Below are 18,579 nucleotides of genomic sequence, written 5' to 3'. Positions count from 1 at the left end.
AACATGGGCTTTTCTCAAGCGGTCAGCGGCTTGAATGCTGCGGCCACCAACCTCGACGTGATTGGTAACAACATTGCCAACTCCGCCACTTACGGTTTTAAATCCGGCACCGTTTCTTTTGCCGATATGTTTGCCGGCTCCAAAGTGGGCCTCGGCGTAAAAGTTGCGGGCATTACCCAGGACTTTAACGACGGCACCACCACTAACACCGGCCGTGGCCTGGATGTGGCGATTAGCCAGAATGGTTTCTTCCGCCTGGTCGATACCAATGGCTCGGTGTATTACAGCCGTAACGGCCAGTTCAAACTGGACGAGAATCGCAATCTGGTGAACATGCAGGGGATGCAGTTGACCGGTTACCCGGCAACCGGTACGCCGCCAACGATTCAGGAAGGCGCAAACCCAGTTGGGCTGGCTGTGCCAAATACCTTGATGGCGGCGAAAACCACCACCACGGCGTCGATGCAGATCAACCTGAACTCTACCGACCCAACGCCAACGAAAACCCCGTTCAGCGCGACAGATTCCGATACCTACAACAAGAAAGGTTCTATCACTGTCTATGACAGCCAGGGTAACGCCCATGATATGAACGTCTTTTTTGTGAAATCGACGACGGCGAACACCTGGGATGTATATACCCAGGATAGCAGCGTGGCGGGTAGCCCAGCGACCAAAGGCGCATCGATGGTATTTAGCCCAAATGGCACGCTGATTTCAGGTGGCACTAACTCCCTGACCACCGGGACTATCAATGGTGCGACTCCGGCGACATTTGATCTGAGCTTCCTGAACTCGATGCAGCAAAACACCGGCTCCAACAACATTGTTGCCGCGAATCAAAATGGCTATAAGCCAGGCGACCTGGTGAGCTACCAGATTAACGAAGACGGCACCCTTGTTGGCAATTACTCCAACGAGCAAACCCAATTGTTAGGCCAGATTGTGCTATCGAATTTTGCCAACCCGGAAGGTTTGTCCTCTGAGGGCAACAACGTGTGGTCTGCGTCCAATTCTTCTGGCGTGGCGCTGCTGGGAACGGCGGGTTCCGGTAACTTCGGCACCCTGACCAACGGTGCGCTGGAGTCTTCGAACGTCGACCTGAGTAAAGAACTGGTCAACATGATTGTCGCGCAGCGTAACTACCAGTCGAATGCGCAGACCATCAAAACCCAGGATCAGATCCTCAACACCCTGGTTAACCTGCGTTAAGCACTGACGGGATAGCTTAATGGATCACGCAATTTATACCGCCATGGGTGCGGCCAGTCAGACGCTGAACCAACAAGCGGTGACTGCCAGCAACCTGGCAAATGCTTCAACACCGGGCTTTCGCGCACAGCTAACCGCATTGCGTTCGGTGCCAATAGAAGGGCTTTCGTTGCCGACGCGCACCCTGGTGACGGCTTCAACGCCTGGCGTGGATATGTCGCAAGGTCAGCTTGATTACACCCAACGCCCGCTGGATGTTGCCTTGCAACAAGATGGCTGGCTGGCGGTACAAAGTGCTGATGGTACTGAAGCTTATACCCGTAACGGCAATATGCAGGTTAGCCCTGCCGGGCAACTGACCATCGGTGGGCAACCGGTGATGGGAGAAGGTGGCCCGATTGCTGTGCCTCAGGGCGCGCAACTGACTATCGCGGCAGATGGCACTATTTCTGCACTGAACGCGGGTGACCAGCCGAATACTGTGGCACCGATTGGCCGCCTGAAACTGGTGAAAGCCACCGGCCAGGAAGTGGTGCGCGGTGATGACGGTTTCTTCCGCCCGAGTGCGCTGGCGCAAGCTACGCGTGGTGCCACGTTGCAGGCGGATGCCAGCATCTCGTTGATGCCTGGCGTGCTGGAAGGCAGCAACGTTAAGCCCGTCGAAGCCATGACCGACATGATTGAGAACGCCCGCCGTTTTGAGATGCAAATGAAGATTATTTCAAGCGTTGATGAAAACGAGCAGCGCGCCAATCAGTTGTTGGCGATGAGCTGATAGCCGAACGGTTTTTGTAGGTCGGATAAGCGAAGCCTCATCCGACAAACGAAATACAGATCTAACAGGAATCAAAAATGATCAGTTCTTTATGGATCGCTAAAACCGGTCTTGATGCCCAGCAAACCAACATGGATGTGATTGCCAACAACCTGGCAAACGTCTCCACCAATGGTTTTAAGCGTCAACGCGCGGTGTTTGAAGACTTGCTTTACCAGACGATTCGCCAGCCTGGTGCGCAATCTTCTGAACAGACCACATTACCGTCCGGTTTGCAGATTGGTACAGGTGTGCGTCCGGTGGCTACCGAACGCCTGCACAGCCAGGGCAACCTGTCGCAGACCAACAACAGCAAAGATGTGGCGATTAAAGGCCAGGGCTTTTTCCAGGTGCAATTGCCGGACGGCACCAGCGCCTATACTCGCGATGGTTCTTTCCAGGTCGACCAGAACGGCCAGTTGGTCACCGCGGGCGGTTTCCAGGTTCAGCCAGCGATCACTATCCCTGCTAATGCACTCACCATTACCGTTGGACGTGACGGTATTGTCAGCGTGACGCAACAAGGGCAGGCACAGCCGGTTCAGGTGGGGCAGCTGAATTTGACCACCTTTATGAATGACACGGGTCTGGAAAGCCTGGGTGAAAACTTGTATGCCGAAACCCAGTCTTCCGGTACGCCAAACGAAAGCACACCTGGGCTGAATGGCGCAGGGCTTTTGTATCAGGGGTATGTTGAGACCTCTAACGTGAACGTGGCTGAAGAACTGGTGAATATGATCCAGGTTCAGCGCGCTTACGAAATCAACTCTAAAGCCGTTTCAACCACTGACCAGATGCTGCAAAAGCTGACGCAGTTGTAAGACGTTTGCCGGTGTGAGTGTTTTGCACCGGCTGTCGTTATCTGAATGACCTGAAGATGAAAGCAATGCAAAACCCAATGGTTCTTCGTCCTATCGTGATGTTTCTGGTGCTCTCCACAAGTGGCTGTGCACTGGTGCCAACTAAACCGCTGGTGGAAGGGGCAACATCGGCCCAACCTGTGCCTGGCCCAGCACCTGTGGTTAATGGCTCTATTTTCCAGACGGCGCAACCGCTGAACTATGGCTACCAACCGCTGTTTGAAGACCGCCGCCCACGTAACGTTGGCGATACGTTGACGATCCAGCTTCAGGAAAATGTCAGTGCCAGTAAGAGTTCGTCGGCGAATGCCAGCCGTGATGGCAAAACTAATTTTGGCTTTAACGTCACGCCGCGCTATCTCGAAGGTCTGTTCGGTAATAACCGCGCCGATGTGGATGTGGAAGGCGGCAACAGTTTCAACGGTAAAGGTGGGGCGAATGCCAGTAACACCTTTAGCGGAACCTTAACCGTGACGGTCGATCAGGTGCTGGCAAACGGCAACCTGCACGTCGTGGGTGAAAAACAGATAGCCATTAACCAGGGCACCGAATTTATTCGTTTCTCCGGTGTGGTCAATCCTCGCACCATCAGTGGCTCCAACACCGTGCCGTCCACACAAGTGGCGGATGCGCGCATCGAATATGTCGGTAACGGCTATATCAACGAAGCGCAGAACATGGGCTGGATGCAACGCTTCTTCCTTAATTTATCGCCGATGTAAGCGAGGGATTTATGACCAGATATTTATTCGGATTGCTGATGCTGGTGGCAACGCTAGCGCAGGCTGACCGTATCCGCGACCTGACCACGGTTCAGGGTGTGCGTGAAAACTCCCTGATTGGTTATGGCCTGGTGGTTGGCCTTGACGGAACGGGTGACCAGACCACACAAACGCCGTTCACCACGCAAACCATGAACAACATGCTTTCGCAGTTGGGGATTACCGTTCCTGCGGGCACCAATATGCAGCTCAAAAACGTGGCTGCGGTCATGGTGACGGCTAAGTACCCGGCGTTTGCTCGCTCGGGGCAAAATATTGATGTGGTGGTTTCTTCAATGGGTAACGCCAAAAGCTTGCGCGGCGGCACATTGCTGATGACGCCAATGAAAGGGGTCGACAACCAGGTTTATGCCCTGGCGCAAGGCAATATTCTGGTCGGCGGTGCGGGGGCTTCTGCGGGTGGCAGCAGCGTTCAGGTGAACCAACTGAATGGCGGGCGTATCACCAATGGCGCGATCATCGAACGTGAATTACCGGGAACGTTTGGTTCAGGCAATCTCATCAGCCTGCAACTGAACAATGATGATTTCACGCTGGCGCAGCAAATTACCGACACCATTAACCGTTCGCGTGGCTTTGGCAGCGCGTCGGCGATTGATGCTCGCACCATCCAGATTCGTGTCCCAACCGGCAACAGCTCGCAAGTGCGTTTGCTGGCCGATATTCAGAACCTGGAAGTGAACCTGCCAGCACAGGACGCCAAAGTGATTATCAACTCACGTACCGGTTCGGTGGTGATGAACCAGGAAGTGACACTGAATACTTGTGCGGTGGCGCAGGGCAACTTGTCGGTGACGGTCAACCGCCAGGCACAGGTGAGCCAGCCGGATACACCATTTGGTGGCGGTCAAACTGTTGTCACCCCGCAAACGCAAATCGACTTGCGCCAGAATGGCGGGGCGCTGCAACGGGTTAACGCCAGTGCCAACCTGAACACCGTGGTTCGTGCTTTGAACACGCTGGGCGCATCACCAATGGAGTTGATGTCGATTCTGCAATCTATGCAAACCGCGGGTTGTTTGCGGGCCAAAGTGGAAATTATCTGATGCTTAACGAGTCCCAATCACTGGCGAATGCGGCGTGGGATGCTAACTCTCTTAACGAGTTAAAAGCCAAAACCGGGCAAGATCCGAAAGGCAACATGAAGTCGGTTGCCCGCCAGGTGGAAGGGATGTTCGTGCAGATGATGCTGAAAAGCATGCGCGAGGCGCTGCCGAAAGATGGCTTGTTCAGCAGCGAGCAAACGCGGATGTACACCAGCATCTATGATCAGCAAATTGCCCAACAGCTCAGCGCAAAAGGCCTTGGGCTGGCGGACATGATGGTGGAGCAAATGGGCGGCAATGCTGACCCATCGGAAGAGGCTGGCAAAATGCCGATGAAGTTTGATATGCAGACGGTGACCAGCTTCCAGAACCAGACCATCACACAAATGGTGCGCCAGGCCATCCCGAAAGCACCGTCTAACGAAGAACCGCTAACCGGTGATAGCAAAGACTTCCTGGCGCAGCTTTCGTTACCCGCACGCCTTGCCAGTGAACAGAGCGGCATTCCTCATCACTTGATTCTGGCGCAAGCGGCGCTGGAGTCAGGCTGGGGGCAACGGCAAATTCTGACTGAAAAAGGTGAGCCGAGTTTTAACCTGTTTGGCGTCAAAGCCAGCAGTAGCTGGAAAGGTGAGGTGACTGAAATCACCACCACCGAATATGAAAACGGTGAAGCGAAAAAGGTAAAAGCCAAGTTCCGCGTGTATAGCTCTTATCTGGAGGCGCTTTCTGATTACGTCGGCTTGTTGACGCGCAACCCGCGTTACGCCGCCGTGACTAATGCCAATACCGCAGAACAGGGCGCACAAGCGTTGCAAAATGCGGGGTACGCCACCGATCCGAACTATGCCCGTAAGCTGACGGGCATGATTCAGCAGATGAAAGCGATGGGTGAGAAAGTGGCGAAAGCGTATAGCAACGACCTGTCTAATCTCTTCTAAGTTCTCACTATTAAATACTCAAGTCCTGCCGGGAACTGCCGATACTTACTGACAGGAACCGTGATTAATGCGCTAAGGAAATTTCATGTCCAGTAGCCTGATTAACAGTGCCATGAGTGGCCTGGGTGCTGCCCAGGCGGCACTGAATACTGTCAGTAACAACATTTCTAACTACAACGTCACAGGCTATACCCGCCAGACTACCGTGTTATCTCAGTCGAAAAGTACGCTGGGTGCTGGAGGATGGATTGGCAACGGTGTGCAAGTCAGCGGTGTGCAACGTGAATATGATGCGTTCATCACTAACCAACTGCGCGCGGCACAGACGCAAAGCAGTGGTCTGAGTACTCAGTATCAGCAAATGTCGAAAATCGACAATATGCTGTCGGGTAGCACCAACACCCTCGCCACCACCATGCAAAGTTTCTTTACTGGCCTGCAAACGCTGGTCAGTAATTCTGAAGACCCGGCTGCTCGCCAGGCGTTGCTTGGCAATGCCAGCGGCCTGGTAAACCAGTTTAAGGTGACGGATCAGTATCTGCGCGACCAGGATAAGCAGGTGAATACCGCTATCCAGAGCAGCGTGGAACAAATCAATAATTACGCAAGCCAGATTGCGAATCTGAATAATCAGATTTCACGCCTTACCGGTGTGGGCGCGGGCGCATCACCAAACGATTTGCTCGATCAGCGCGACCAGTTGGTCAGCCAGCTTAACCAGATTGTCGGTGTTGAAGTCAGTGTGCAGGACGGTGGCTCGTATAACGTGTCGATCGCCAACGGTTTAACCCTGGTGCAAGGCGACAAAGCTAATCAACTGGCGGCTGTCGGCTCCAGTTCTGACCCGTCACGCATTACTGTTGCATATGTTGACCCGGTTTCTGGCACCACTGAAATCCCTGAAAGCCAGCTGAAGAATGGCTCGCTTGGCGGCATGTTGACTTTCCGTTCTCAGGATTTGGACAGCGCGCGTAACCGCCTCGGGCAGTTAGCTTTAGCGTTCTCTGATGCGATTAATCAGCAGCACAGCGCGGGCATTGATGCCAATGGCGCGGTGGGGAAAGATTTCTTTGATTACGGCGGCCCGTCTGTTTTAAGCAACAGTAAAAATGCCTCTCAATCGACAGTACTGACTGCACAAGTCACTGACAGCAAAGCGGTTCAGGCCAGCGACTATAAAGCTGTGTTTAACGATCCTGACTGGGAAATCACTCGCTTGTCGGACAATAAGAAATTCACCGCAACCGAGGCCGTTGATGGCAGTGGCAACAAGAGCCTGAGTTTCGACGGCTTAAAAATCGACATTAGCGGTACGCCAGCGACCAAGAATGACAGTTTCGTTATTAAGCCGGTTTCAGATGTTGTGGTGAATATGAACGTCTTAATTAGCGACGAAAGTGAATTGGCATTAGCGGCCAATCCTTCGGGTGGCGATAGCGACAACCGTAATGCTCAGGCGCTGTTGGATTTGCAGAGCAGTAAAGTCGTCAACGGCAACAAATCGTTTAACGATGCCTATGCCAGCCTGGTGAGTGATGTGGGTAACAAAACCAGCACGCTGAAAGTCACCAGTACCACGCAAGATAATGTGGTCACGCAGTTGAGTAACCAACAGCAGTCCATCTCTGGTGTCAACCTTGACGAAGAGTACGGTAACTTGCAGCGTTTCCAACAGTATTACCTGGCGAATGCCCAGGTTCTTCAGACGGCATCAACTCTGTTTGATGCGTTACTGTCCATCCGTTAATTAAGGAATCTGGCGTATGCGTATCAGTACCGCAATGATGTACCAGCAAAACATGCGTGGCGTGACCAACGCACAAAGTGAGTGGCTGCGCTACGGCGAGCAAATGTCGACGGGTAAACGTGTCACTAAACCTTCTGATGACCCGATTGCCGCATCGCAAGCGGTGGTGTTGTCTCAGGCTCAGGCTCAAAACAGCCAGTACGCGCTGGCTCGTACTTTTGCGACACAGAAAGTGTCGCTGGAAGAGAACGTACTGGGGCAGGTGACCACGGCGATTCAGTCTGCGCAGGAGAAAATCGTTAACGCCGGTAACGGTACGTTAAGCGATGACGATCGTGCTTCACTGGCTACCGATCTGGAAGGTGTCCGCAATCAGATCCTCAACCTTGCCAACAGCACAGATGGCAACGGGCGTTTTATTTTTGCGGGCTATAAAACGGATTCTGCACCGTTTAGCGGTGGGGCAAACAGCATCGTTTATACGGGCGGTGGTACTGCTGTGACCCAGTCTGTTGATGCCGCACGCAGCATGACGATTGGCCACACAGGCACGCAAGTGTTCAACTCACTGACCAGTAATGCGGTGCCGGAACCCGATGGCAGTGACTCGGAAACCAATTTGTTCAACATGCTTGACTCTGCGATTGCCACTCTGAGAAAACCCGCTGAAGGCCTGGATGATGCCGACAAAGATCTTTTAACCGCGGCTATCGATAAAACCAACCGTGGGCTGAAAAACTCCCTTAATAACGTTCTGACCGTGCGTGCAGAGTTAGGCACACAGCTTAATGAGCTGGATAAGCTTGATGATTTAGGTAATGACCGTGCGTTGGGACAGTCGCAGCAAATGAGTGATTTGGTGGATGTAGACTGGAACTCGGCGATCTCTTCCTATGTGATGCAGCAGGCAGCACTTCAGGCGTCTTACAAAGCATTCAGTGATATGCAGGGGATGTCTTTGTTCCAGCTGAATAAATAGTAGCTTTACCGTTTGGGGCGTGCCATGAAACTGGGTGCGCTTTATGTGCCCACTTCATCACCCCGAAGTGGGTTTTTTTTTGCCTTATCCGACCAGACTCTCAGAAATAAAAAAGCCGGTCAGTTTCCTGACCGGCTTTTTCGCAACGCTTAGCGATTATTCAGCGCTTTGCGGGCGTGTAGCTGGAGCTGTTGCCTGGTGAGTTGCGCTGTTTCCGCCAGCAGAACCGCGGCCACTGAACTCATATGTTGGGCGTACCCAATCGCTCTGGCGTGGTGCTTCCGGAGTATATTCCGGTGCCGGAGCTTTAGTCATCGGCGCGGCTGCATGTTTAGTCACATGAGCAACAACAGGCTGTGCAGCTTTCACTTCAGGAACCACAGTTTCTGCTACAACAGTTTTCTCAACTGGCGTCTCTTCAGCTTTGGTTTCTGCAACAGGAGTCTCTTCAGCTTTAGTCTCTGTCACTGCCGGCTTAACTTCTTCTACCGGAGCCTCTGGCGTAGTTTCTTCAACTACGACTGGAGCAACTTCAGCCACTGCTGCTGCCTGCTGTTGATGCGTTTCAACGGCAACGTCATCCTGAGCTGGCGTAACTTCGTCAATCACTTGTTCAGCAACAACGTCGTCTTCAGTGGCAATCAGATGTGGCTGCTCAGTGACCGAAGCCGCAATCACTTCTGGATGAGTGGTTTCAACGTGTGCCGGTTCAACCGCTACAGGTTGCGCTGCTGCCTGAACGACTGGCGGAACAATAACCACTTCTACAGGCTCTTGCTCGTGAGAAACAAAGACTGGAGCATGATCAACGTGATTCTCGTACTGCGAATCTTCCTGGGAACGGGCAACCGGGTAGCTGATCCAGGCTTTACCAGAAGCAAGTTCAGGAGAAGCACAAGCAACGATCAATGGCATCGGTGACTGCGTTGGGTAACGCTCATCACGATAACGACGGCGACGTTGACCACTGACACGCAAGTGACGTGGGGAACGGCGAGAGCGACGCGGCATACCGTTAGAATCGTTACGTGAATCGTTGTTGTCATCATGCTCAACAACGGGTTTCTCGATAACTGCTGGTAACGGAATCGTCGCCAGTTCGGTACGTGCAGCAGGTGCAGCGGTCACTTCGGCTACGTCTGGAGTTGCCACAGTTTCAGTTACGGAATCTGCTGCAGATTCGAAACGAATTTTCTGGCTCAATTGACGTTGCTTACGGCGAGGCATCACCTGGACGCGTTCTTCCTGCTCGGTATCAGCTTCAACTTCTACCGGTTCATCGCGCTGCAGAACTTTAACTTCCTGCTGTGCCTGGCGTTTGTCATCGCTACGACGACGGTTGCGTTCACGACGTGGCTGCTGCTCGTCGCGTGCTTTAGGCTTTTCAGCTTCTTCAGCAACGGCCGGGCGGTTTTCACGGACTTCAGCATTTTGCTGCTGACCCTGGCGGCGATTACGGCGGTTATCGTCGCGATCGCGGTTTTCGCGCGGCTCACGATTATCACGATTATCACGATTTTCGCTGCGATTTTCACCACGGCTTTCACCACGGCTTTCACCACGGCTTTCGCCACGGTTATCACGATCGCGGTTGTTGCGATCGCCACGATCGTTACGGTCACGACGGTTGTTCTGGCGACGGTTATTACGACGATCCTGACCCTGACGCTGGCCTTCAGTCTCAGCCGGTTTCGCTTCCTGAACTTCTTTGCTTTCAGTAGTCGCTTCGCCTGCGAACAGGTTTTTCAGCGCACCGAAGAAGCGGCTAATCAAGCCAGGTTGCTCGGCTGTTGCCGTTTTCGCGACCGCAGGTTTAGCAGCAGGAGCTGGTGTGGCTACCGGTGCAGATTCTGGCGGTGCTGGCGGCACGTCTGGCATCACGAAGGTCGCGAGCGCAGGTTGCTCTGGGCGTTTACGCTCGGCGTACTCTTCATCAGAAGGCATCGCCATCTCTTCTTCATGCAGCTTAGGCAGCATGTAGCTCAGAGTTTTAGTTTCTTCGCCTTTGCGCACGCGCAGTACAGAGTAGTGGGGAGTTTCCATCTGATCGTTAGGAACGATGATGGCTTTCACGCCGCCCTGACGGGTTTCAATCGCGCTTACCGCATCACGTTTTTCGTTCAGCAGGTAAGAAGCAATCGGCACCGGAACAATCGCATGAACTTCCTGGGTATTCTCTTTCAGCGCTTCTTCTTCAATCAGACGCAGAATGGAGAGTGCCATGGATTCGTTGTCACGCACCGTACCTGTGCCGCTACAACGCGGGCAGACGTGGTGGCTGGACTCGCCCAGAGAAGGGGAGAGACGCTGACGTGACATTTCCAGCAGGCCAAAGCGAGAGATATGGCTAATCTGGATACGAGCCCTGTCCTGACGAACAGCTTCACGCAGACGGTTTTCTACCGCACGCTGGTGGCGCACAGGCGTCATGTCGATGAAGTCGATAACAATCAAACCACCGAGGTCACGAAGACGCAGTTGGCGCGCGATTTCATCAGCCGCTTCAAGGTTGGTATTGAACGCCGTTTCTTCGATGTCACCACCGCGAGTTGCGCGCGCGGAGTTGATGTCGATGGCGGTTAACGCTTCAGTGGAGTCGATAACAATCGAACCACCGGATGGCAGACGAACTTCGCGCTGGAAAGCGGATTCAATCTGCGACTCAATTTGGTAGTGGCTAAACAGCGGGATTTCACCGGTGTAGAGCTTAATTTTGCTGCTGAAATCAGGGCGACCCAGAGCACCGATATGCTGGCGAGCCAGTTCGAGTACTTTCGGGTTATCGATAAGAATTTCACCGATGTCCTGACGCAGGTAATCGCGGAAAGCACGTACAATAACGTTGCTTTCCTGATGGATAAGGAATGGAGCAGGGCGATTTTCTGCCGCTTTTTGAATCGCTTCCCAGTGCTTCAGACGGAAGCTTAAATCCCATTGCAGTGCTTCAGCGGATTTACCCACGCCAGCAGTACGTACAATCAGACCCATGCCATCTGGTAGTTCCAGAGAGGAAAGGGCTTCTTTCAATTCAGTACGATCGTCACCTTCGATGCGGCGGGAAATACCACCAGCACGTGGGTTATTTGGCATCAGTACTAAATAACTTCCTGCCAGACTAATAAAGGTGGTTAAGGCTGCGCCTTTATTACCACGTTCTTCTTTATCAATCTGGACAATCACTTCCTGGCCTTCACGCAGAACATCTTTAATGTTCGGACGACCATGTGATGAATAATTAGACGGGAAGTATTCGCGGGCAATTTCTTTAAGAGGAAGGAAACCATGACGTTCCGCGCCGTAATCTACAAATGCCGCTTCCAGACTTGGTTCAATACGGGTGATTTTGCCTTTATAGATGTTGGCTTTTTTCTGTTCGTGTCCAGGACTTTCAATATCCAGATCGTACAGACGTTGCCCATCTACAAGGGCGACACGCAACTCTTCTTGCTGAGTCGCGTTTATTAGCATTCTTTTCATCGTAACTTACTCATTATTCTTACATTGGTGACAAAGCTACGGGCATGGTGACGCTGACCGGGAGTGAACCGATGGCCTCGTGACTAAACGCTAAGTCGCCAACCTCACGGTTGTCGCTTGCTGAGAGGCGCAAAGTGTCGGTAGCCTGTATTTCATACGGAAATACAGCGCAATTATCGTGGGAATAACCTTAGAATATTTCTTAAGAGTTGATTCCAATTTACCGGTCAGGCTGCAACCCGCAGCCCGCTAACTGCCTGAAGGTACAATACGTCTTACGCCATTGCTGCGTGGATGGACGTTCAGGCAAAACTGGTAATTCCGCAAAATTCCTTGTTCTAACAAGTATCAACACGGAAAACCGCAACATTATTCCATTGCTAACCTTATTATAGCAAGATGACTTTTGCCTTTGATGCCTCGTTTCTTACAGTTTTTTAACTCACTTTTTCGCTGCATGTCGCAGAAATCTGAAAAAGGGCAGTCAGGCGACTTAAAACCAGGCAGATTCTCAGTTAAGCACATAAAAATGAGTGGCGCTATGCGCGCACGCTATTTAGAATCGCCGACCATGAAAACTCCGACACCTTCAGTACAAATCGTTGCCATTTCTTCTGATGAAGCTGGGCAGCGTATCGATAACTTTTTGCTCTCCCGCCTGAAGGGCGTGCCGAAAAGTATGATTTATCGCATTTTGCGTAAAGGCGAAGTGCGCGTGAATAAAAAACGCATTAAGCCTGAATATAAAATCCAGGATGGCGACGAAATTCGTATTCCGCCGGTTCGCGTCGCCGAACGTGAAGAACAAGCCGTATCGCCACATCTACAAAAAGTCGCCGCGCTGACGGATGCGATTATTTATGAAGATGATCACATCCTGGTATTGAATAAACCTTCAGGTACTGCGGTTCACGGTGGCAGTGGCTTGAGCTTTGGTGTGATTGAAGGCTTGCGTGCGTTGCGCCCGGAAGCGCGTTTCCTTGAACTTGTGCATCGTCTTGACCGTGATACATCGGGCATTTTGCTGGTGGCGAAGAAACGCTCCGCCCTGCGTTCACTGCACGAGCAGTTGCGTGAAAAGGGTATGCAGAAGGATTACCTGGCGCTGGTACGTGGCCAATGGCAGTCGCATGTCAAAGCGGTGCAGGCTCCGTTGCTAAAAAATATTTTGCAGAGCGGTGAGCGTATTGTACGCGTCAACAGTGAAGGCAAACCGTCAGAAACACGTTTTAAAGTGGAAGAGCGTTATGCTTTTGCCACATTAGTACGTTGCAGCCCAATCACCGGGCGAACCCATCAGATTCGCGTGCACACGCTGCATGCCGGGCATCCCATTGCGTTCGATGATCGCTATGGCGATCGCGAATTTGATAAGCAACTCGCAGGCACTGGCCTGAATCGCTTGTTCTTGCATGCCGCAGCATTGCGTTTCACCCATCCCAATACCGGTGAAATTATGCGTGTTGAAGCGCCGCTGGATGAGCAATTGAAACGCTGTCTTACGGTGTTACGCAACGCGGGCTAACCGTTTAGAGTGGAGGCGCGAAGGTGTCTCCACTCTAAGTCAGCTATATGAGTAAAGGGTTACATCCCTCGTTGTTGAGCATCTCGCACAAGCTAATTAACGGCAGCCCAACCAGGGTGTTCGGATCCTTACCGGACAGTCTGTCGAATAATGTGATCCCCAAACCTTCACTCTTAAAACTTCCAGCGCACTGTAACGGCTGTTCTTTTCGCACGTAATTGCGGATTTCTTGTTCACTCAGATGACGAAAATGAACATCAAAAGGTTCGCAAATCACCTGTAAATTTCCTGATGCTGAATTATACAGCGCCAACCCGGTATAAAAAGTGACAATACTGTTGCGGGCAGTCAGCAATTGTTCCACTGCTTTTTCTTCGGTGTGCGGCTTTCCGACGATTTTTCCCTCTAAAACGCAGACCTGATCTGAACCGATAATCAGATGATTTGGATATTCCTTGCTCAACGCCTGTGCTTTTGCTTGCGCCAGTCGCACGACCAGTTGGCGGGCATTCTCACCGGGAATCGGCGTTTCATCGACCTGTGGAGACGCGGTAGTAAAGGGGATACCGAGCTTTTCTAGTAGCTCTCGACGGTACGGCGAAGTTGAAGCCAGAACAATTTGCGTCATATTTTTTTCATTAATGATAGCGATCCGAGAAAAGGCATTTTAAACTATGCCACCGCAATGTGTGCGAATAAGTAGAAAAGGCGCTGTTTACAGGCTTTTTCTTTGACTCTATGACGTTACAAAGTTAATATGCGCGCCCTATGCAAAAAGTAAAATTACCCCTGACTCTCGATCCGGTTCGTACGGCTCAAAAACGCCTTGATTACACGGGTGTTTACACCCCTATTCAGGTTGAGCGTGTCGCCGAATTTGTAGTCAGTGTAGACAGTGATGTGGAATGCGATATGTCATTTGCCATCGATAACCAACGCCTCGCGGTTCTTACCGGTGATGCGAAGGTTTCGGTAACATTGGCATGTCAGCGTTGCGGAAAGCCGTTTGCCCATCAGGTCTACACACAGTATTGTTTTAGCCCGATCGTCAAAGACGAGCAGGCTGAAGCACTCCCGGAAGGATATGAACCAGTTCAGGTCAACGAATTTGGTGAAATCGATCTTCTGGCGTTGGTTGAAGATGAAATTATCCTCTCCTTGCCAGTTGTTCCGGTGCATGATTCTGAACACTGTGAAGTGTCCGAGGCGGACATGGTATTTGGCAAACTGCCTTCCGAGGCGGAGAAACCAAACCCATTTGCCGTATTAGCCAGTTTAAAGCATAAGTAATTGAGGAGTAAGGTCCATGGCCGTACAACAGAATAAACCAACCCGTTCTAAACGTGGCATGCGTCGTTCCCATGACGCGCTGACCACAGCAGCAGTGTCCGTGGACAAAGTTTCTGGCGAAACTCATCTGCGTCACCACATCACCGCCGACGGTTTCTACCGCGGTCGCAAGGTTATCGCTAAGTAATTGGCGATACCTTGAGACGTCTAACCCTTGCGTTAGATGCCATGGGTGGGGACTTCGGTCCTTCCGTGACAGTGCCTGCAGCTTTGCAGGCACTGGACTCTAACTCTCAGCTAAACCTTCTATTAGTCGGCGACCCCGACGCCATCACGCCATTACTTGCCAAAGCTGATTTTGAAAAACGTTCACGAGCGCAGATAGTTCCTGCGGAATCGGTTATTGCCAGTGATGCAAGAGTTTCGCAAGCGATTCGTAACAGTCGCGGAACCTCAATGCGAGTGGCGCTTGAGTTAGTAAAAGAAGGGCGAGCGGAGGCTTGTGTCAGTGCAGGAAATACTGGTGCGCTGATGGGCCTGGCTAAATTATTGCTCAAACCGATTGAAGGGATTGAGCGCCCAGCGTTGATGACGGTTTTACCGCATCAACAAAAGGGTAAAACTGTCGTGCTGGATCTCGGTGCGAACGTTGATTGTGACAGTAATATGTTGGTGCAATTCGCGATAATGGGTTCTGTGATGGCTGAAGAAGTACTCGGCATCAACTCCCCGCGAGTCGCTTTGCTGAACATCGGCGAAGAGGAGACTAAAGGTCTCGATAGTATTCGTGATGCCTCAGCTTTATTAAAAACAATGCCTTCTATCAACTATATTGGCTATCTTGAAGCGAACGAGCTGTTGACGGGAAAAACCGATGTGCTGGTGTGTGATGGCTTTGTCGGTAACGTCACCCTCAAGACGATGGAAGGGGTTGCCAGAATGTTCCTTTCGCTTTTGAAATCTCAAGGTGAAGGGAAAAAAAGGTCGTGGTGGCTAATTATATTGAAGCATTGGTTACAAAAGAGCCTGACCAGGCGATTCAGTCACCTCAACCCCGACCAGTATAATGGCGCCTGTCTGTTAGGATTGCGCGGCACAGTGATTAAGAGTCACGGAGCGGCCAATCAGCGAGCGTTTGTTGTCGCTATTGAACAGGCAGTGCAGGCGGTGGTGCGGCAAGTCCCTACACGGATTGCTGCCCGCCTGGAATCTGTATTACCCAAGAGTGACTGACGTACATGTATACGAAGATTATTGGTACGGGCAGCTATTTGCCCGAACACGTGCGTACCAACGCCGACCTGGAAAAAATGGTGGATACTTCTGACGAGTGGATTGTCACCCGTACAGGTATTCGTGAACGTCGAATTGCTGGGCCAGATGAAACCGTTGCAACAATGGCTTTTGCTGCGGCTACGCGTGCGCTTGAAATGGCAGAAATCGATAAGTCTGAAATTGGGCTGATTATCGTTGCCACAACTTCTTCAACGCACGCTTTCCCAAGTGCTGCCTGCCAGGTGCAGGCAATGTTAGGGATTAAAGGCTGCCCTGCATTTGATGTTGCAGCCGCTTGCGCAGGTTTTACCTACGCCCTGAGCGTGGCAGACCTATATGTGAAGTCTGGTGCAGTAAAACATGCGCTGGTTATTGGTTCTGATGTGCTGGCTCGTACTTGCGATCCTACCGATCGTGGCACAATTATTATTTTTGGTGATGGTGCAGGGGCGGTTGTACTGAGTGCTTCTGAAGAGCCTGGTATCATTTCAACCCACCTGCATGCTGACGGTCGCTATGGTGAACTGCTGATGCTACCGAATGTCGATCGCGTGAATCCTGAAAATTCGATTCACCTGTCGATGGCCGGCAATGAAGTCTTTAAAGTCGCGGTTACAGAGCTTGCACACATTGTTGATGAGACCCTTGAGGCGAATAATCTGGATCGTTCGGATCTCGATTGGTTGGTGCCGCATCAGGCTAACTTACGCATTATCAGTGCCACGGCCAAGAAACTTGGCATGTCATTAGATAATGTGGTTGTGACTCTTGATCGCCACGGCAACACCTCTGCGGCCTCTGTACCGGCAGCGTTTGACGAAGCTGTTCGTGATGGTCGAATTCAACGTGGCCAACTGGTATTGCTCGAAGCCTTCGGTGGCGGCTTTACCTGGGGTTCAGCACTGGTTCGTTTTTGATTATTAGGGATTTAACCATGACTCAATTTGCTTTTGTTTTCCCAGGCCAGGGTTCGCAAGCACCAGGTATGCTGGCAGAAATCGCAGCAGCAAACCCTGTTGTAGAAGCGACCTTCCGTGAAGCTTCTGCTGCTCTGGGCTATGATTTGTGGGCATTGACCCAACAAGGTCCTGCGGAAGAGTTGAACAAAACCTGGCAGACTCAACCTGCTTTGCTTACCGCATCTGTTGCTTTATGGCGTGTCTGGCAGCAGCAAGGTGGCAAAACGCCTGTTATGATGGCAGGCCACAGTCTGGGCGAATATTCTGCTCTGGTTTGTGCTGGTGTGATTGATTTTGCTGACGCTGTGCGTCTGGTTGAATTACGTGGCAAATTGATGCAGGAAGCGGTTCCTGCTGGCACAGGTGCAATGTATGCCATCATCGGTCTTGATGATGTATCAATTGCCAAAGCTTGTGAAGAAGCGGCTCAAGGCGAAGTAGTCTCTCCGGTGAACTATAACTCACCAGGCCAGGTCGTGATCGCGGGTAATAAAGACGCAGTTGAGCGTGCAGGTGCAGCTTGTAAAGCCGCCGGTGCAAAACGTGCACTGCCATTGCCTGTCAGTGTGCCTTCTCACTGTGCGCTGATGAAACCAGCGGCAGATAAACTGGCAGTCGCGCTGGAAAATATTACTTTCAATGCGCCAACTGTTCCGGTTGTGAACAATGTGGACGTGAAGTGCGAAACATCACCAGAAGCTATTCGTAGCGCGCTGGTGCGCCAATTGTACAGCCCAGTACAATGGACTAAATCAGTTGAATTTATGGCAGCACAGGGTGTGACCCAGTTGCTGGAAGTAGGGCCTGGTAAAGTATTGACTGGCCTGACAAAGCGTATTGTTGACACACTGACAGCATCGGCGATTAACGAGCCGGTAGCTCTGTCAGCGGCGCTCGAGCAATAAGACGAGGATGACCATGAGTTTTGAAGGAAAAATTGCGCTGGTAACCGGTGCAAGCCGCGGTATTGGCCGCGCAATCGCGGAAACCCTAGTGGCCCGTGGTGCGAAAGTTATCGGTACTGCGACCAGCGAAAGCGGTGCGCAGGCGATCAGTGATTATCTGGGCGATAACGGCAAAGGCTATATGCTGAATGTGACCGATCCTGCTTCGATTGAAGCTGTTTTAGGAAATATTCGCGCAGAATTTGGTGAAGTTGACATTCTGGTCAATAATGCCGGTATCACTCGTGATAATCTGTTAATGCGCATGAAAGATGACGAATGGAACGATATCATCGAAACCAATCTGTCATCAGTTTTCCGTCTGTCAAAAGCGGTAATGCGCGCTATGATGAAAAAGCGTCATGGTCGTATTATCACTATTGGTTCCGTGGTTGGTACCATGGGAAATGCTGGTCAGGCAAACTACGCTGCGGCGAAAGCGGGTCTGATTGGTTTCAGTAAATCACTGGCGCGTGAAGTTGCGTCTCGTGGTATTACTGTAAACGTTGTTGCTCCGGGCTTTATTGAAACGGACATGACGCGTGCGCTTTCTGAAGAACAGCGTGCGGGTATACTGGCGGAAGTTCCAGCGGGTCGTTTAGGCGACGCAAAAGAAATCGCCAGTGCTGTTGCATTTTTAGCCTCTGACGAGGCGGGTTACATCTCTGGTGAAACCCTGCACGTCAATGGCGGAATGTATATGGTTTAACCACGATACAAAATATTTG

At 51.7% G+C, this 18,579-nt stretch carries 17 protein-coding genes; 15 read left to right on the top strand and 2 right to left on the bottom strand.

What is annotated here, in order from left to right; all coding sequences use genetic code 11:
• Window positions 1-3 precede the first annotated feature (3 nt).
• The 8 genes from flgE (at window position 4) to flgL (ending at window position 8,381) form a co-directional block, all read left to right on the top strand.
• A complete protein-coding gene (gene flgE, locus EC843_RS16805; protein WP_121813865.1) occupies window positions 4-1,212 on the top strand; it encodes a flagellar hook protein FlgE in 1,209 nt (402 codons plus the stop codon).
• Between the two features lie 19 nt (window positions 1,213-1,231).
• Window positions 1,232-1,987, top strand: a complete 756-nt coding sequence (locus EC843_RS16800) for a flagellar basal body rod protein FlgF (RefSeq protein ID WP_064547838.1) — start codon at window positions 1,232-1,234, stop codon at window positions 1,985-1,987.
• Window positions 1,988-2,064: 77 nt separating this feature from the next.
• Window positions 2,065-2,847, top strand: coding sequence for a flagellar basal-body rod protein FlgG (flgG, locus tag EC843_RS16795; RefSeq protein WP_064517889.1), 783 nt, complete (start codon window positions 2,065-2,067; stop codon window positions 2,845-2,847).
• A gap of 65 nt (window positions 2,848-2,912) precedes the next feature.
• A complete protein-coding gene (locus EC843_RS16790; RefSeq protein ID WP_121815654.1) occupies window positions 2,913-3,608 on the top strand; it encodes a flagellar basal body L-ring protein FlgH in 696 nt (231 codons plus the stop codon).
• Window positions 3,609-3,619: 11 nt separating this feature from the next.
• Window positions 3,620-4,714, top strand: a complete 1,095-nt coding sequence (locus EC843_RS16785; RefSeq protein WP_064547836.1) for a flagellar basal body P-ring protein FlgI — start codon at window positions 3,620-3,622, stop codon at window positions 4,712-4,714.
• Window positions 4,714-5,655 carry a flagellar assembly peptidoglycan hydrolase FlgJ gene (gene flgJ, locus EC843_RS16780; RefSeq protein ID WP_133522666.1) on the top strand — a complete coding sequence of 314 codons (942 nt, stop codon included), beginning with the start codon at window positions 4,714-4,716 and terminating at the stop codon, window positions 5,653-5,655. Before EC843_RS16785 ends, flgJ begins: the two co-directional genes overlap by 1 nt.
• An 85-nt stretch (window positions 5,656-5,740) precedes the next feature.
• Window positions 5,741-7,402: a flagellar hook-associated protein FlgK gene (flgK, locus tag EC843_RS16775; RefSeq protein WP_064547832.1), complete on the top strand. Its 1,662-nt coding sequence runs from the start codon at window positions 5,741-5,743 to the stop codon at window positions 7,400-7,402.
• Window positions 7,403-7,418: 16 nt separating this feature from the next.
• Window positions 7,419-8,381, top strand: a complete 963-nt coding sequence (flgL, locus tag EC843_RS16770) for a flagellar hook-associated protein FlgL (protein ID WP_064547830.1) — start codon at window positions 7,419-7,421, stop codon at window positions 8,379-8,381.
• Between the two features lie 156 nt (window positions 8,382-8,537).
• Here the strand turns inward: flgL and rne are convergent, their stop codons facing one another.
• Complete coding sequence (rne, locus tag EC843_RS16765) at window positions 8,538-11,858, bottom strand: ribonuclease E (protein WP_133522665.1); 3,321 nt, start codon at window positions 11,856-11,858, stop codon at window positions 8,538-8,540.
• Window positions 11,859-12,429: 571 nt separating this feature from the next.
• Between rne and rluC the strand changes: the two genes are divergently transcribed.
• Window positions 12,430-13,383, top strand: a complete 954-nt coding sequence (gene rluC, locus EC843_RS16755) for a 23S rRNA pseudouridine(955/2504/2580) synthase RluC (RefSeq protein ID WP_166642073.1) — start codon at window positions 12,430-12,432, stop codon at window positions 13,381-13,383.
• 43 nt (window positions 13,384-13,426) lie between these two features.
• On the opposite strand, the gene EC843_RS16750 is transcribed toward rluC, so the two are convergent.
• A complete protein-coding gene (locus EC843_RS16750; RefSeq protein WP_121813862.1) occupies window positions 13,427-14,011 on the bottom strand; it encodes a nucleoside triphosphate pyrophosphatase in 585 nt (194 codons plus the stop codon).
• 140 nt (window positions 14,012-14,151) lie between these two features.
• On the opposite strand from EC843_RS16750, the gene yceD reads away from it, so the two are divergent.
• Genes yceD through fabG form a run of 6 tightly spaced genes read left to right on the top strand, consistent with a single transcriptional unit; the run spans window position 14,152 to window position 18,560 of the window.
• Window positions 14,152-14,673: a 23S rRNA accumulation protein YceD gene (yceD, locus tag EC843_RS16745; RefSeq protein ID WP_034456169.1), complete on the top strand. Its 522-nt coding sequence runs from the start codon at window positions 14,152-14,154 to the stop codon at window positions 14,671-14,673.
• A 16-nt stretch (window positions 14,674-14,689) separates the two neighbouring features.
• Window positions 14,690-14,860, top strand: coding sequence for a 50S ribosomal protein L32 (gene rpmF / locus EC843_RS16740; RefSeq protein WP_034456167.1), 171 nt, complete (start codon window positions 14,690-14,692; stop codon window positions 14,858-14,860).
• A gap of 11 nt (window positions 14,861-14,871) precedes the next feature.
• Window positions 14,872-15,906, top strand: coding sequence for a phosphate acyltransferase PlsX (plsX, locus tag EC843_RS16735; RefSeq protein ID WP_133522663.1), 1,035 nt, complete (start codon window positions 14,872-14,874; stop codon window positions 15,904-15,906).
• A gap of 5 nt (window positions 15,907-15,911) precedes the next feature.
• Window positions 15,912-16,865, top strand: a complete 954-nt coding sequence (locus EC843_RS16730; RefSeq protein WP_064547819.1) for a beta-ketoacyl-ACP synthase III — start codon at window positions 15,912-15,914, stop codon at window positions 16,863-16,865.
• 17 nt (window positions 16,866-16,882) lie between these two features.
• Window positions 16,883-17,812, top strand: a complete 930-nt coding sequence (gene fabD, locus EC843_RS16725; protein ID WP_133522662.1) for an ACP S-malonyltransferase — start codon at window positions 16,883-16,885, stop codon at window positions 17,810-17,812.
• Window positions 17,813-17,825: 13 nt separating this feature from the next.
• Window positions 17,826-18,560, top strand: a complete 735-nt coding sequence (gene fabG, locus EC843_RS16720; RefSeq protein ID WP_064547814.1) for a 3-oxoacyl-ACP reductase FabG — start codon at window positions 17,826-17,828, stop codon at window positions 18,558-18,560.
• The last annotated feature ends 19 nt before the right edge of the window (window positions 18,561-18,579 follow it).

The sequence above is a fragment of the Buttiauxella sp. JUb87 genome, from assembly GCF_004361975.1.
Taxonomy (GTDB): domain Bacteria; phylum Pseudomonadota; class Gammaproteobacteria; order Enterobacterales; family Enterobacteriaceae; genus Buttiauxella; species Buttiauxella ferragutiae.
This window is presented reverse-complemented; position numbering and strand designations above follow the sequence as displayed.

What these genes read in the sequence shown, in the direction of transcription:
- flgE (WP_121813865.1), top strand. Translation starts at nt 4, where the DNA reads ATGGGCTTTTCTCAAGCGGTCAGCGGCTTGAATGCTGCGGCCACCAAC.
- EC843_RS16800 (WP_064547838.1), top strand. Translation starts at nt 1,232, where the DNA reads ATGGATCACGCAATTTATACCGCCATGGGTGCGGCCAGTCAGACGCTG.
- flgG (WP_064517889.1), top strand. Translation starts at nt 2,065, where the DNA reads ATGATCAGTTCTTTATGGATCGCTAAAACCGGTCTTGATGCCCAGCAA.
- EC843_RS16790 (WP_121815654.1), top strand. Translation starts at nt 2,913, where the DNA reads ATGCAAAACCCAATGGTTCTTCGTCCTATCGTGATGTTTCTGGTGCTC.
- EC843_RS16785 (WP_064547836.1), top strand. Translation starts at nt 3,620, where the DNA reads ATGACCAGATATTTATTCGGATTGCTGATGCTGGTGGCAACGCTAGCG.
- flgJ (WP_133522666.1), top strand. Translation starts at nt 4,714, where the DNA reads ATGCTTAACGAGTCCCAATCACTGGCGAATGCGGCGTGGGATGCTAAC.
- flgK (WP_064547832.1), top strand. Translation starts at nt 5,741, where the DNA reads ATGTCCAGTAGCCTGATTAACAGTGCCATGAGTGGCCTGGGTGCTGCC.
- flgL (WP_064547830.1), top strand. Translation starts at nt 7,419, where the DNA reads ATGCGTATCAGTACCGCAATGATGTACCAGCAAAACATGCGTGGCGTG.
- rne (WP_133522665.1), bottom strand. Translation starts at nt 11,858, where the DNA reads ATGAAAAGAATGCTAATAAACGCGACTCAGCAAGAAGAGTTGCGTGTC.
- rluC (WP_166642073.1), top strand. Translation starts at nt 12,430, where the DNA reads ATGAAAACTCCGACACCTTCAGTACAAATCGTTGCCATTTCTTCTGAT.
- EC843_RS16750 (WP_121813862.1), bottom strand. Translation starts at nt 14,011, where the DNA reads ATGACGCAAATTGTTCTGGCTTCAACTTCGCCGTACCGTCGAGAGCTA.
- yceD (WP_034456169.1), top strand. Translation starts at nt 14,152, where the DNA reads ATGCAAAAAGTAAAATTACCCCTGACTCTCGATCCGGTTCGTACGGCT.
- rpmF (WP_034456167.1), top strand. Translation starts at nt 14,690, where the DNA reads ATGGCCGTACAACAGAATAAACCAACCCGTTCTAAACGTGGCATGCGT.
- EC843_RS16730 (WP_064547819.1), top strand. Translation starts at nt 15,912, where the DNA reads ATGTATACGAAGATTATTGGTACGGGCAGCTATTTGCCCGAACACGTG.
- fabD (WP_133522662.1), top strand. Translation starts at nt 16,883, where the DNA reads ATGACTCAATTTGCTTTTGTTTTCCCAGGCCAGGGTTCGCAAGCACCA.
- fabG (WP_064547814.1), top strand. Translation starts at nt 17,826, where the DNA reads ATGAGTTTTGAAGGAAAAATTGCGCTGGTAACCGGTGCAAGCCGCGGT.